General features: G+C 36.1%; 12 protein-coding genes and 1 tRNA gene. 7 read left to right on the top strand and 6 right to left on the bottom strand.

The features are described 5' to 3' along the window. Positions 1 to 361: 361 nt before the first annotated feature. Together J7604_RS13345 and J7604_RS13340 are read left to right on the top strand one after the other, a co-directional pair. Positions 362 to 2,788, top strand: a complete 2,427-nt coding sequence (locus J7604_RS13345) for a T9SS type A sorting domain-containing protein (protein WP_293896834.1) — start codon at positions 362 to 364, stop codon at positions 2,786 to 2,788. 107 nt (positions 2,789 to 2,895) lie between these two features. Next, on the top strand, positions 2,896 to 3,801 hold the full coding sequence (locus J7604_RS13340) for an alkaline phosphatase family protein (RefSeq protein ID WP_293896833.1): 906 nt from the start codon (positions 2,896 to 2,898) through the stop codon (positions 3,799 to 3,801). On the opposite strand, the gene J7604_RS13335 is transcribed toward J7604_RS13340, so the two are convergent. From J7604_RS13335 to J7604_RS13325, 3 genes are all read right to left on the bottom strand, one after another. Beyond that, a complete protein-coding gene (locus J7604_RS13335; RefSeq protein ID WP_293896832.1) occupies positions 3,793 to 4,152 on the bottom strand; it encodes a group III truncated hemoglobin in 360 nt (119 codons plus the stop codon). The two genes, J7604_RS13340 and J7604_RS13335, sit on opposite strands and share 9 nt — an antisense overlap. Before the next feature lie 88 nt (positions 4,153 to 4,240). After that, positions 4,241 to 5,236, bottom strand: a complete 996-nt coding sequence (locus J7604_RS13330) for a serine protease (protein WP_293896831.1) — start codon at positions 5,234 to 5,236, stop codon at positions 4,241 to 4,243. Continuing rightward, positions 5,226 to 5,801 (bottom strand): sigma-70 family RNA polymerase sigma factor, encoded by a 576-nt coding sequence (locus tag J7604_RS13325; protein ID WP_293896830.1) that lies wholly within the window; start codon positions 5,799 to 5,801, stop codon positions 5,226 to 5,228. Before J7604_RS13325 ends, J7604_RS13330 begins: the two co-directional genes overlap by 11 nt. A 240-nt stretch (positions 5,802 to 6,041) precedes the next feature. Here J7604_RS13325 and J7604_RS13320 point away from each other — a divergent pair, with 240 nt between their 5' ends. Both J7604_RS13320 and J7604_RS13315 read left to right on the top strand, forming a co-directional pair. Then, the gene (locus J7604_RS13320) at positions 6,042 to 6,278 is read left to right on the top strand and encodes a hypothetical protein (protein ID WP_293896829.1); all 237 of its coding nucleotides are present in this window, start codon (positions 6,042 to 6,044) and stop codon (positions 6,276 to 6,278) included. 74 nt (positions 6,279 to 6,352) lie between these two features. After that, positions 6,353 to 7,162: a DUF4349 domain-containing protein gene (locus tag J7604_RS13315; protein ID WP_293896828.1), complete on the top strand. Its 810-nt coding sequence runs from the start codon at positions 6,353 to 6,355 to the stop codon at positions 7,160 to 7,162. A 135-nt stretch (positions 7,163 to 7,297) separates the two neighbouring features. Here J7604_RS13315 and J7604_RS13310 read toward each other — a convergent pair whose 3' ends face one another. Then, positions 7,298 to 8,308 carry an ABC transporter ATP-binding protein gene (locus J7604_RS13310; RefSeq protein ID WP_293896827.1) on the bottom strand — a complete coding sequence of 337 codons (1,011 nt, stop codon included), beginning with the start codon at positions 8,306 to 8,308 and terminating at the stop codon, positions 7,298 to 7,300. A gap of 135 nt (positions 8,309 to 8,443) precedes the next feature. On the opposite strand from J7604_RS13310, the gene J7604_RS13305 reads away from it, so the two are divergent. From J7604_RS13305 to J7604_RS13295, 3 genes are all read left to right on the top strand, one after another. After that, complete coding sequence (locus J7604_RS13305) at positions 8,444 to 9,859, top strand: MFS transporter (protein ID WP_293896826.1); 1,416 nt, start codon at positions 8,444 to 8,446, stop codon at positions 9,857 to 9,859. A gap of 56 nt (positions 9,860 to 9,915) precedes the next feature. Then, positions 9,916 to 9,990: transfer RNA gene (locus tag J7604_RS13300), tRNA-Val, on the top strand. 222 nt (positions 9,991 to 10,212) lie between these two features. Further along, on the top strand, positions 10,213 to 11,886 hold the full coding sequence (locus J7604_RS13295) for a S8/S53 family peptidase (protein ID WP_293896825.1): 1,674 nt from the start codon (positions 10,213 to 10,215) through the stop codon (positions 11,884 to 11,886). Positions 11,887 to 11,982: 96 nt separating this feature from the next. Here J7604_RS13295 and J7604_RS13290 read toward each other — a convergent pair whose 3' ends face one another. Both J7604_RS13290 and J7604_RS13285 read right to left on the bottom strand, forming a co-directional pair. Then, entirely contained in the window at positions 11,983 to 12,624 is a 642-nt protein-coding gene (locus tag J7604_RS13290; RefSeq protein WP_293896824.1) for a chloramphenicol acetyltransferase, read from the bottom strand. 88 nt (positions 12,625 to 12,712) lie between these two features. Then, positions 12,713 to 14,029 (bottom strand): cellulase family glycosylhydrolase, encoded by a 1,317-nt coding sequence (locus J7604_RS13285; RefSeq protein WP_293896823.1) that lies wholly within the window; start codon positions 14,027 to 14,029, stop codon positions 12,713 to 12,715. Positions 14,030 to 14,901: the final 872 nt, after the last annotated feature.

The following is a 14,901-nucleotide window of genomic DNA, read 5'->3' as shown; positions in this document are numbered from 1 at the left end:
CCTTTATTCTAAATTTTATCCAATAATTCTTCTGGTTTGGAATACATTTTCATTCCACAAAATATGAGAGCAGTTAAAATTCTTAAACCTGGACTTTAGTGCCATTTTAATCCTAGTTTTTGTATTTTATTACAACCTGTTGTGAATTTGGTGCTTAGTTTATTTTAATCTTGTTAGTGTAATTTTTTGTTTGAATAGTTATATTTTCTGTATTGGTGTGTTGTTTTTTATTGATATGTGTGTGATTTTATTTGTTTCGTCTATTTTTTTGTTGATATGTTAATATTCGCTGGTTACTTTGATCATTTTTCCGTATTAAAGAATATATAATCTTCTGATTATTAACCAAAATATCAATCAAATGAAGTCCCCCGATAATTTCATCAAGAAAATCTTGTTGATTTTTTTGATAATAATATTACATAAAAGCCATGTTTTTTCCCAGCCTGTTTGTTCTTCTACTTCTAGTGGGACCAACCTCGTAAAAAATGGTGATTTCTCTCAAGGTTATGCTGATTGGACATATACCAGTGATCCTACACGAACAAATGGTTACTTGAAATTTGACCCTCCAGCCACTCAAAATTTCTCTTCTCCGGGTTTTATTCACGTAGGAAGTAATCCGAATATATTTAACTCTGCTTTCAATGCAGCATTAACCGATCACTCTCCTTCTGCAGACAATAACATGTTGATGGTGGATGGAATCTGTGCAAAGGATATTAAACTATGGCAGCAAAGCGGCATTATTGTAGAACCCAATACCAACTACTACTTCAGTGTTTGGATTAATGCATTAAAGGATAATAACAATCCTCCAGGTACTTTACGATTTACTGTTGGCTCAACGGACTTAACTACACCTATTTCAGCACCTACCTCAAGCGGAACATGGGTCAAATTCGAAACTGTGTGGAACTCCGGATCTGTATCAGGTCCTACAACCATCAGTATAGAAAATACAACAGAAATCGGTTGTGATCAGTATGTTGATTTTGCAATTGATGATATATCATTTATTCCTGGATGTGCTTATGGAGCCCCAGGCCCTCAGCCTAATCTTGGTCCTGACAAGACTATCTGCGGTACAGGAGGTTCTGTTACTATTGATGCAGGAATTCCTCATACCTCAACTACTTCAATTTCGTGGTCGGATGGCCTTTCAGGATTTGGGATGTCTGCTCCTTATTCAAGGGTAATAACAACACCTGGAACCTATACAGTTTGCGTTACTGACAATGGATCATGTGCAAAAGCAGATCAAATAGTTATATTAAATACTTTTACAGTGGATATTCCTGATCTTAGTTTATGTGATCCGGCATCTGTGACGCTCGATGCGGGGCATGCGGGAGTTGGAGTGAAGTATAAATGGTATAAAGGTTATCCAACCCGTGCTGGCGGAAATGACTCTTCAAAGACTTTCTTTGTAAATACTCCTGGCACCTATAGGGTTGATGTTATAGACCCAATATGCGGTACTGTTTCTGATGTTTCTTTAATTACAACAACGGCGCCTGTACCTCAGAATACTATATTTTGTCCTGTACAAAATGCAACCGTATCTGTTACTCCTGTAAATAGCGGTAAATACAAATGGTGGAACAGCCCAACTGGAACAGCCCCGGCTAATCTATTGAAAAAAGGAGGGAATACTTATACATTTTCTGCGTCAGCGACTTCTGACTATACTTTCTATGCGGAAGATACGTCTTCATTTAAAGCAACAATAGGCCCTTCTCTAGCATCTACTGGTTCTTTTACTGGTTTAGGGCAGCGTGCTGTACAGAATGAAACCAAATTTGTTTTTGATGCAATAACTCCATTTGTAATTGACTCTGTCTGGATGTATGTAATTGTTTATGGTTGTCCCACTACCATGGCATTTAATATAGTAAATTCAGCTGGAACTATAATACCCGGAGGAGCAGTAACTTATAGTTATTCTTCAGGTGCTGGTTGTACAGCAGGCGGTACATGGCAATGGGTGAAAGTACCTGCAAATGTTTCAGTACCTGCAGGAACGAACTACAGAATAGAATATGCTGAACCAGCTCCGAATAATCATGATATGAGCTGGTATAATGGTGGTATGACATGGGGGACAACATATGCCTCTTCCGTTAAATTTGTTGGGCCTATGTCGGGACAACCTGCATCTTCAGTTCCAGGAATGTGGAGATGGGCAATATCAGCCGGTACTCCTTGTGCCCGTGTGCCGGTAAAAGCTATATATGATTGTATATTACCAGTCGAATTTTTGAATATTACAGCCAAAGGTGCTAAGAATGGTGTGGAAATTAGCTGGAGTACCGCATGGGAAAATAATAGCAATAGTTTTATTGTAGAAAGATCTGTAGACGGTATATCCTTTCAAAAGATAGGAACAGTTAAAGCCGGTGGCAATACGTCTTTGGTTTCAAATTACTCTTTTGTTGACAAAAATCCTGTAAGTGGAGTTGTTTATTATAGAGTAACAGAAGTAGATAACGACGGCAGTCAAACCTTAAGTAAGATAGTGGCTGTGAATTTTGAAAACCTGTTTTTCGCTGTTTATCCTAACCCTGCAAAGGACGTCCTTCATATCGAGTCGCAGGTAGATGAAAACCAGGAACTGGTGATAAGCATTCAGAATTCTTTCGGAAATATAGTTTATCAGAATAACGGTGCAGATCTAAAATCAGGTGATGGTCTTGCAGTAGATGTTTCAGGCTTTCCAAGTGGTTTGTATTTTGTGATGATAGATTCGGGCAATATTCAAAAGATATATAAAGTCATTATCGAGTAATAGTTTCTATGTTTTGGTTAATTTAAAGTTGGGCGGGAGAGTAATCTCCCGCCTTTTTTTATAACTTTTTTTATCGTAATGACTTAAATATTAAGAAAGGTCTTGCGATGAGGAAATTTTATTTTGTTTTGCTTTTTTTCTGTCTCTCCATTTCATCTGTTTTTAGCCAGAAGAGAATAGTTTTCATAGGTGTTGATGGGCTGGGATCAAGGATATTAAATAAAGCTGATACACCAGTATGGGACAGCTTAGCTTCTCAAGGTTCTTATTCCTATAATGTTAATGCTGTCCTGCCAACTTTGAGTAATCCTAATTGGGCGTCTTTACTTATGGGAGTATCAACTTCCGATCATCAGATATGGGATAATAAATGGAGAAAGTCAGACTTTGAGGAACGTACCTTTTGCAATCAGGAAAAAGGAAATACAGTGCCTACAATCTTCAAGGTTATGAGAGAAAGGTATCCTGAGGGAAATATTGCAGTGTTTCACGAATGGAAGGAGTTTACAGAGCTGATAGAGCTTAATACCTTGACATATAGTTTTTATGAAAAGGGCAGTGGACTGATATTAAAAGCTTCAGATTATATTGTTAAAGAAAAGCCATTGTTTACCTTCATTCATCTTGATATTGTAGATAAAGCAGGTCATACCTTTGGTTATAGAAGTATTCAATATAAAACTGCTGTTGAGAAAGCTGATTCACTTACCGGTGTTATAATAAAAAGGTTAAAGGCCGGAAATGCATTGGACAGCACGATTTTCATCATCACTTCAGATCATGGATTTAATGGAAAAGGCCATGGAGGCAGATCAAAGAAGTTGAGAGAGGTGCCTTTGATTATTGCAGGGGCGGGAATCCAGGTTGGGTTTCGCCTTCCGGATGGATTACATAATTATGATTTACCTGTTACGCTGGCTTCGATTTTAAATTGCACAATTCCTGATTGTTGGAAGGGTGAGATGATTAAGGAGTTGCTGGAATCATCTGAGCATAAAACCAAATTACAATAAGCCCATTTTAGTCATAAATACTCTGGCAATGTTCATAGCTCTTGCTAACGCTTCATCTGCCTTAGGTCCCACAAAGTTTTCTTCTAATGTAGCAGTAAATAGCTGTATCCATCTTTCAAAATACTCTTTCGTTACAGGCAAAGTCATATGTTTTGGAAAGGGCTGTCCTTTGTACTCCATAGAACCAAAAAGAAGGCTGTTCCAGAAGTCATACATAGTTGGAAGATGTTCTGGCCAGTCCACTTCAGCATGATCGTTAAATATGGGAGATAGCAATTCATCACTGTTTACTTTTTCATAAAAGCGATCTACCAATGTCTTGATATCTTCTTTGTTGGAGATGTCGTTCATGTTGTATTTCGATCTTCATTCAAACAATTGATATATTGTTTGAAGTTCAAATAACTTAAATTTTACTTATATCGCAATTGGAATCTTTTTAATAAATCTTCACCCTATAAATACACTTTTCAAGCTGCTTAGCTTTGTCCTTTCTATTCAATGATTTAAGCTTGTTTCTTCTGTTTAATTTTAAGTCTTCTTTTGAGCTTTTAATAAATTCTTGAATAAATTCACCTTTGACTGCATAAGAGGCTCCTGGGGAATCTTTTGGTTTTCCTTTAATTATCCCTATCAATTCACCCTTATCGTTGAATACAGGGCTCCCGCTGTTTCCTGGGTTTGCAAATATATTCAATTGAAAAGAAGTGGTATCTCCATTAAAGCCATTGGTGCAAACGATTACGCCTTCTCCATAAACCATATCCTTATCTGGATAGCCAAGTATAAAGGATTTTTCAACAATTTCGGGTGCCTTTGTAAACAGGCTATAATTCGGGACCGGTAAGTTTGTCAGGGTATCTGAAATTTTTAACAATGCAAGATCGTTAAACTCATCAAGCTTAATGAGTTTGGCGCTGAAAGATCCTGAATTGTTTTCAACTTCTATTTTGTCCGCTCCTTTCAAACCGTGCGCAGTTGTGAGAATATAGCCCTTTCTGTTTAAAAGCAGACCGGTAACAGATGCATTATAGCTTGGAGTATTAAGCTTTTGAGTAATGACCTGCTGCCATGTTCTGATGTGGTCAACATCTTTTTTCAAGGCTTTGTATTCAGCATTATTGTTATTTGATTTCAAATAGAAATAACCACCGACTAATGTAAATAAAGAGGTCAGCGACGCAGCCACTGCATATGTTTTTACATTTAGTCTGAATTTGCTACCTTCCTTTTTCAATGGAATAGTATTCAACCTTTTTTGCAGTGTTTGTCTTTCTGAATACCGCTGAAAGGTATTTAGTAATTCCTTATGTTGCTCAAACTTCTCTCTGAATGCGGAATCAGACTTTAGCTTAGCCTGAAACGCTGACGTTTCCAAAGGATTTAATTCTCCTTTAAGAAATCTTTCAATCTCATCCCATAATTCAGGCTTCATAACTTTCTGTTTCTTTAGATTGGTTGAAGAATAATTTTTTTAACCTTTGAAGACATTTGTATTTCTGGTTTTTAGCATTGTCTGCATTGGTATATTGGAATTTTATCCTTATTTCTTCCATCGACTTCTGGTGCAGATAGAAGTCCTCAAGTAAACCCTTGCAAGGTTCTCCTATAAGGTTCAATGCAGATTGCAACTTAAGGAAATCATTTTCTCTATATTCAGCTTCCAGAATTGAATCTTCTACAGAAATAAAATTTTCTGATTCGTTTGTGATTGCAGGAAAACGTTTCTTTTCTGTCAGCTTTTTCAGCCAAAGATTTCTGCAAATAGAATACAAGAATGTTTTTGCCTGACATTGAAGTTTAAAATTTTCAGTCTTCAATTTTTCATAGAATATAATAAATGCTTCCTGGTAAATGTCCATGGCTTCATTTTCCGAACCATTGTTTTTTATCACCATCCGGTTGATCATGGGAAAATGTCTTTTGTAAAGAATTTCCAGCGCCCCGGAAGAAGGATTATACATTCCTTCGATTAGCTTCTCATCAGAAATAAAGCTCATTTTTTAAATCTAAAATAAGTATTAGCCCTTGAAAAATCCTGTTAATCATTTATCCCATCATTGATTAAATCTTCTAATGGATTGATTAAAATTTAAATTTTTTATTGCTTAATCCCAGTTAAAGTTTTGCCCTTTTAATACACAAACGAAAATCAGGTAACCCAATTTTAAAATATTTTTTTTATACGGGTTACCCTGAAATAAATTTTGGATGAAGTGTAAAATTTAACAAATACACCTATGAGAAATTTAATGATCCTTGCAGCTATAGCTGCTTCTTGTTCACTTACTTCCTGTGATTCTTTATTCAATAATGAACATGGTAAAATAGAAAATCCAGGTGACACTACACAAAAAGCAAGTGTTGAGGAAATTGACTCTTCAGAGATTCAGGCTCCCAAAGAAGATTCGCTTGTTAAGGCAGAACCAGAAAGCGCTCCGAAAGAAATGAACAGTGATGCGCCGGCTACTAAATAGCATATTTTTTACTGTTGTCTTCCGGATTTTTTCCGGAAGACTTTTTTCTTATGGTCTTTTTAAAGGTATTAATTATGAAACGAATCATAGCTATCTCATTATTCTTTGTTAATGTATTTTCCTCCTGTGCTCAAAAAGAAGAAAAGGCTGAAGCGGCAGATGTTGCGGCCCAATCGCAGGAGATTGCATCTATTGATGTAAAAAAAGATATTCATATTAAGGATCCAGGGAAAATCATACGCAAAGCCAATATCAGGTTTGAAACAAAGGACCTTCAAAAGACAACAGATCATCTGGAAGTTCAGGTAAATCAGTTGAATGGCTTTGTAGAAAGCTCAGAGTTACTAACCGGTAATTATGAACATTCGAATAAAATGATTCTTCGCATTCCGTCTTCTGCTTTTGATACAATGATCAGAATACTTTCAAAGGAGGCCTTGTTTATGAATGAGAAAACGATAACCTCGGAAGATGTATCCGGTGAATTTGTAGATGTAGCCTCCAGACTAAAAGCCAAGCGTGAGGTTGAACAAAGGTATATTGAACTGTTGAGGCATAATGCCAAAACTCTGGAGGAAGTTCTGCTCGCAGAACAGCAGATAGCATCCCTTCACGAAGAAATTGAAGCAAAGGTAGACCGGCTGAATTTTCTGAAAGATCAGGTTAGCTATAGTACGATAGTTGTAAAATTTTATCAAAAGGTTGAATATGTTCCTGAGCCCGAAATGACCGAGGTCGGTATCCTTGTACGATTTAAAGAAGCCTTCAGTACAGGATGGAATGGAGTTTTAAGTCTCGCAGTAGGAATGGCTTATGTATGGCCTTTATTGCTAGTTGTTGGAGCTGTTGTCTTATTTATAGTGAATAGAAAAAGAATGGTGTAGAGTCGCCATGCTGGCGTCTCAAAAATTATGCTAATGAACGACATCTGAACTCTAGCAAATAACGTTCAATATAGGGGATAAATTAAATGTAGCACGTGGTGGATAGGGAGACGCCAGCATGGCGTCTCTACAATTTCAATCCACAAAATGAATTTTGGATTTGCTTAATTTTATAGCTATCTCATTACCCTGAAGTATATCCTTTTTTCGGGTATTAATACGTATTGTAATTTTATTTTTTACAGTAGCAACAATTTCATAGCTGTCACCTCTGTAATAAATTCTTTCAACGATAGCTTTGAAATCACCTTTGTCTTCTCTAGTTATACTGAAATGCTCCGGCCTGATACTGATCTTTGATTTTGTTGGTTTGCATCCTGAAATACCTGTAGTTTGAAGAAATTCTTCAGCATCAAAAATATTTACCTTTCCAAATAGATAAGCCGAATATTCATCAACCGGCTTCTCATAAATTTTTTCCGGGATATCAAGCTGTACTATTTGTCCGGCCCTCATAATCATAATCTTGTCTGCAAGACTGAGTGCATCCTGAAGGTCATGTGTAATAAATATCATGGTTTGACCTTCGCTTCTTAAATGATCAAGCACCTGTATTTTAATCTGGTCTTTCAGCATTACATCCAGATTGCTGAAAGGCTCATCCATTAACAGAAGTTTTGGGCGGTCCGACATTGCTCTAGCCAATGCAACTCTTTGTTGCTGACCGCCCGAAAGCTCAGAGGGAAGTTTATTTTCTAGGCCTTCAAGTTTACAGACTTTAATAAGCTCATTCAGCCGTTCTTCCTGAGCAGCCTTGGAAAAGTACCTCAGTTGATAGATGATATTTTCTTTTACAGTATGTTTTGGGAAAAGATTGAATTCCTGAAACAGTAGCTTTATGTCAGGGTGCCCCGGGACAAGGTTTTCAGAAGGACCTTTTACTTTTTTTCCTTCAAGAAAAACACTTCCTTCATCCGGTTCAATTAATCCATTGATGAGTTTTAACAGAGATGATTTTCCGGAACCATTTTCACCAACTATTGCAATGAATTCACCCTCATTGCATTCAAAAGATATATCTGTTACTGCAGATTCAGACTGATTTGCGTATTTTTTAGAAAGATTTGATACCTTAAGAAAGGACATTACGTAAAATGATGTATTAAATTAATAAGAAACCAAGGTAAACCATTTATCCCTTTTTTCTTATTTTGCAAGTAAATTAATTGAGCAAATCCCGGTAATAAACCCACAGTAGATTAAATAATCCGCTAGATATCAATGAAAAATAATAAAAAAATACAGAATGCATGGTGTATGTATGACTGGGCGAATTCTGCTTACAATCTGACTATAACAACAGCCATATTTCCGAGCTATTATGCTGCTATTATGCCAGAAAGGCCAAATAAAGTAAATTTTCTGGGATTTGAGTTTTATAGTTCAGCGTTATATTCATTTTCCCTCGCAGTGGTTTTTTTGCTTGCAGCTATTTTAAGTCCAATTTTAACTCCAATTGCGGACAATACTGGCAAGAAAAAGTTTTTTATGCAATTGTTCTGTTACTTGGGAAGTCTGGGGTGTGTATATCTTTATTTTTTTCATAAAGATGCAGGTGTATTATCACAATTTACATTAACAACCTCAGTACTTGCATTCATAACAGCTGGTCTGGGATATAGCGGCAGTATAGTATTTTATAATTCATTTCTCCCTGAAATAGCGACTGAAGATCAGTATGACAGATTAAGTGCAAAAGGTTTTGCAATGGGGTATATTGGTAGTGTGTTACTTCTTGTGTTTAATATTACAATGCTCACTATGCCGGATCTGTATTTTAATCTTAGCGGAAAGGTAAATGAATTGATGTCAACAGGTCTTAATGAAACAGTAGCCATGGAGCAGGCGAAATCATACTATGCAGGGTTGGCTTCGAGAATTTCATTTCTGTCTGTAGGAGTGTGGTGGTTTGCGTTTGCTCAATATTCTTTTTATTATTTGCCTTCTAATGTTTATAAAAAAGAAAGTAAAGGAAATTGGCTATGGAGTGGATTTAAGGAGCTTAGCCAAGTACTTTCAGAAGTGAGAAAAGAAAAATATCTTAAGATTTTCCTACCGGGATTTTTCTTCTACAATCTGGGAGTTCAGACTGTTATGTACATGGCAGTAATATTTGCAGAAGGAGAACTTAACCTTAAGATGAGTGAGTTGATAATTGTTATCCTTATTATCCAGCTTCTCGCCATTGTAGGTGCAAACTTGAGTGCAAAACTTTCAGATAAAATAGGCAATATCAGTACTCTTCGTTACATTAATGTTGTATGGGTTCTTGTATGTGTCGCAGCATACTTTGTTAAGACTGACATACAATTTTATATGCTGGCAATAGTGGTTGGCTTTATAATGGGAGGAATTCAGTCGATGTCCAGATCCACTTATGCCAAACTGATTCCTCCGCAAACGACAGACCATGCGTCATATTTTAGTTTCTATGATATTGCTGAAAAACTTTCTTGTGTTTTCGGTTTATTCCTATTTGGTGTATTAGAAGAAATAACGGGAAGCATGAGGCCAAGTACTTTGACATTGGGCATAATATTCATCATTGGAATAACATTATTGTCTTTTATACCTTCTTTGAAATCTTATTCAGGACAGAGTGAATTAAGGTTGGATCCTTCAGGAAAAAATGCCTAGAGTTAATTTTGAATTTGCATTTATAAAGAAATAATATGTAATTCGCATACGATTATGGGATGTTAGCTCAGTTGGTTCAGAGCATCACGTCGACAACGTGGGGGCCACTGGTTCGAGTCCAGTACGTCCCACAAAAAGAAGCCTCGATTTTCGAGGCTTTTTTTATTGGTGACGCTGTAATTTCTCTTTTTTAAATTTCTGAACTATATTTTTATTAATTGTAGTTAATAATCATTTTTTGATTTAAAGAGTTTGGGTTAAATATTCTAATAATTAAAGGTTATTGGGATAAGTGTTTTGAGTATTCTGTTTTTTAAAAAATATACAAAGCCAAAATATTTTAACCTGGATCTATGAAAGTATACTACAAAGGTTTGATCCTTCATCAGGAAGACCATAAGAAGAAACACATTGATCAAGAAAAGGAAAAACCTACTTTTATTAAGTTAGGAGAAAAAGATCTAAATGTGGCTCTTCAAGAAGAAAATGATTGGGATAAGGCACACCAAATTTTCAGGGAGAATAAAAATAATGGTGACATAGATTTTATTGAGCCGGACTATAGTAATACACTCGAAGAACCTTTCCCCAATTTGAGATCATCTGTGCAGGTAGGTCAAAAGGAGGAGTTGTTCGGAGGAGCAGATCGTTATTGTACTCAGGAAATTCAGTATGATAACAACTGGACCAGACCACTGAATGATGAAAAACAGATTTGGCATTTAAAAGATGATTATTCTCAATTAGAATCTGCAAGAAATAAAGTGGCTGAAATACTAAGCCAGCGTACTGAAAAGAGCGTTATACGTATTGCCCACTTTGATACAGGTTATGATCCCGATCATATTACTTATCCAAAATCATTGATCAGAAAAGATCTTGAAAAGAATTTTACAGGTGAAGGTGAGACTGGATCAGCAGAGGACAAAGGCGGTGGTATGAATGGTGGACATGGATGTGGGACCCTAAGTATCCTTGCTGGAAGATCATTTGACAATACTTTTAATTTTACAGTTACTTTAGGCCTTTCTGCTGAGCACGGGATTGAAATTGTTCCAATCAGGATCGCAAGCTCAGTCGTACTTTTTAGAAGTAAAGCATTTGAAGAAGCGCTCGAATACATTATTACTTTATATGATAATCCTCATAATCGATGCCATGTTATTACTATGAGCATGGGTGGCGCACCAACCAGAGATTGGGCAAAACTAGTCAATAAGGCATATGATAAGGGCATCATAATTGTGACGGCGGCTGGAAATAATTTTGGCGGAGTTACTCCTAGAACACTTGTATATCCTGCCAGATTTAATCGTGTAATAGCGGCTTGTGGTGTTACTTATGATTACACTCCTTACTTTAAATTTGATTTTATTCCCAACGTTAAGATCATGCAAGGTAATTATGGTCCTCGACGATTCATGAGAACGGCAATAGCTGCTTTTACACCCAATTTGCCTTGGGCAATGTTTGGATGCACAGATAAAGTAAGCCTGTCAGGTGCTGGAACCTCATCTGCTACGCCTCAGATAGCTTCAGCTATTGCATTATATTATCAGACTTATTATAAAGAAATTGAAGCTTTAAGTGAAGGTTGGCAAAAGGTTGAAATAGTACGTAAAGCATTATTTACATCCGCTTTTGCTGGTAATGCAGGGGTTGATACAGAACTTTATTTTGGTAAAGGGATTGTAAAAGCATCAGATATGTTATTGATTCCTCCCAAGGTTGAAGGTTTGAAAAAGGAGGAAAAGGATACAACATTCTTTCCTATCCTGAGACTTTTGTCAGAGATAGTAACATCTGAGTTCTTTATTGAGTCTTCTGATGTCGAAGAAGACATGTACAATCTGGAAATTCAACAATTGATTTTAACTTCTCAAGATTTACAGAGTTTCCTGAAAAATGAGGAGATTAAATTAGACGAGCTTTCTATTGAAAACAAGAAGGTATTCATAAAAATTATCATAGACCTTCCTGAAGCCTCCAATTCTTTAAGAAATCATTTAAGAAAAATGCTGGAGTAAAAACTGAATTTTACTATACTATTGTCAACCTAAAGGAAACAAAAAAGGCCGTCTAATAGTCTCTTAATTTCCTTCAAATGAAACTTGCTCTTTGTTTTATTTTATAAGCCAGCTTGGTTCATCAAGCATTTTCTGCAATTTTTCATAAAATAATCCCATATGATATCCATCCATGACTCCATGGTGTATCTGAAGTCCGACAGGCATTTTATATGAGCCGTTTTCCTCAAAGTATTTGCCAAGAGCAATGATTGGTATGGTTCCATTAACAGGATCATAAGGATGAGTTAATGACGTAAAAGAAAACCATGGAACACTCGTGATGTAAAACTGATGATTGTTATCTCCATTGGATTCATCCTTATCTGATAGGACATCCCTTGTATCCTTTAGCACATTCGCATAGAAGGTGGGGAAATCAGTTGAATGCTTTGTAGAACAAAAGGAAAATTCATTATCTGGCAGAAGAACTGTGTAACCCGGATCAATACTGGAATACTCATAAAGTTTGTTATCTATGATTCTGTGTCTGAACTGAGGTATTTCATTTGCTACCTTACTTAATGCAAAACATATACTGGCAAAAAAGCGAAGGTTATTTTCTTTCACGCTCTTTCTAAACCTAGTAATATCGATATTGCTTGAAGTGCTTACGAAAGGGATTAGTTTTTTAGAAAAGATTTCAAGCATCCCTCTTCGTTTATAGGTACTCAAATCAATTTCTTGTCTTGTATTCATCTATTGGTGTAAAATGTATTTAGCAAAAATAAAAAAGCAAAGGATTGATTAGATAATCATCCTTTGCTTATTATAGAATTGTTTATTTCTAATTTAAAGAATTCATCTTATTGGCGTACTTTTTAATCACCAATTGGGTTGAAGTATCTGTATCATAAACTGAATACCAACCTTGGAGCTCGTGTGGAGGATCTCCTGTGAAAGGATCACCTTTTTTCCAGATAGTACCAGGAACTTTAGGTCTTCCTTCTCCAGACCATGCCCAGAAATTTACACCAGCTACTGGTGAACTTAAAGATGCATAGTTGTATGCTTCCTGAAATACTTTTGAATAATAATGATCTTTTACTGTAGTAAGTGCAGATGGTGAAAAATTTCCATCATTTCTTGCAAGACCAAACTCTTCAATCACCAAAGGCTTACCTAATTTCCTGGCCCCATCAACATGGAGCTTCAGATATTGTTCCATTTTAAAAACCGCCGAATCATAAGTATTATCATTTCTCTTGGGATCATACCATCCCCAGTTTTCAACCCAGACGTGGCATGTTACATAATCTATATTGGGTCCGTTGTTATTTTCTTTTACATCTACCCCTGCATATTCCGGTCCGGATGTATATCCTTCTGTTCCCGCACTGACTAAATGATTTGGATCCCATTGCTTTATGAGGGCAGCAGAGGAATCAATCCATTTATTGTATTTCTTTTGGTTATTCATTCCTCTTGGCTCATTGCATAGTTGCCATGACATAATGGTTGGATCATCCTTGTAGTTAACCTTTGTGATTGAGTTTTTTCTTGTTACAATTTTTTTGACAGCATTGTAATACATTTGAACAGCTGCAGTATCTGAATAAAATTTTGCTGAGAATTTCTGATATCTATCCCAATCTCCACCAGGGTGAGGAGGAGGGTACGGGATGCTATCCGCAGACTTGCTCCATAACATATACTGGCCGAATCCGCCTGACCATGGCCAGAAGTTTCCTAGACATACTACAGCATACATTTTTCTCTTAGCCATTTCTGAAAGTAAATAGTCAAGACCGTTTAACAGATCTTCATCAAACTTTCCGGGTGCAGTTTGAACTGCAGGAAGCATTCTGTAGGGCTGATCATCTGGACCTTCGCTCAGACCAACAATTCGAAGATTGGTAATTCCCAAATTTTGAAGGCGATCTAATTCCCTGATAAGACGTGTTCTCTGGCCTCCCTTTTCTGAACCAAGATTTATTCCATACCAGAAGTTGGCTCCCAAAAAATAGTAGGGTTTGCCATTTACGTAAAATCCTGTATTGTTTACTTTCACAAATTGATTAGTACGTTCAGGTTGCTTCTTTTCAGTGCTGCATGAGCTAATGAATACAAGGAGAATAGTAAGTTGTAAAAAGTATTTTACCATATCAGAATATCTTAGATCGAATGGTGTTGTTTGATTATTAATGCGTTATAAATATATAAAAATAGTATTAAACCTTAATTAAATAGTAATAAATAAAAAAGGCTTTTAAACGCAAGTTTAAAGGCCTTGAGTATTAAAATGTAGAGTATTTATTCTTTCACCAGTTTGTATACATACCACTGCGTATTTAGAAAAATTTTAAAGTATAAACTCCCTTAGTCCAATTAATGTAGTTCCTTTAGGTAGATTGTCATTTTGTTCTAATTCTTGTCCTGTTGAGGAATTTACCCTGTTGAGGAATATGCTGCTAAATGAAATTTTTGTAATTCGTTAATCTGCAGGTTAAAGGCATCCAGAGAAGGGTTAGGATAAATTTTTATAACAGTAGATTCTTCACTTAACCATCGGTCTGGCTATATTCAAATTGTCCGTCAATTTTTTTAAATCTGTAATAAGCAATATTTGAAAATTCCTTATCAATAAATTGAGGCAGAACCGTTAGTTGACGGAACAAAGCTAATTGAAGTGAAATTAGTACCACCAGATTTTTCAATGTAAAAACCTTTATTGTCAACCTGATTAATAACAGACCACTGAGCAATGCTCCACCCTCTACTTTGGTAGCAGTGAAGGAAAGGAAATCAACAGGTTATGTCGAACCGCAGTTTTCTATTTCCTGGTGCTGCGGAATAATTTTTTGGTACTCCTATAAGATTCTCTAATACTATTTTGTTGACAAAGCGATTGGTATACAATACTTTGTACCTCCGCCTAACTTTGCTTGAGTAGTAAATTTTCTAAAGCTATTGGTAAACTTTTAAAAGTAGATTCTTCTAATTTTCTTGAGCAGCCATTATTGGCTTTTAGGTATT

The sequence above is a fragment of the Sporocytophaga sp. genome, from assembly GCF_017745095.1.
Lineage (GTDB): Bacteria > Bacteroidota > Bacteroidia > Cytophagales > Cytophagaceae > Sporocytophaga.
This window is presented reverse-complemented; position numbering and strand designations above follow the sequence as displayed.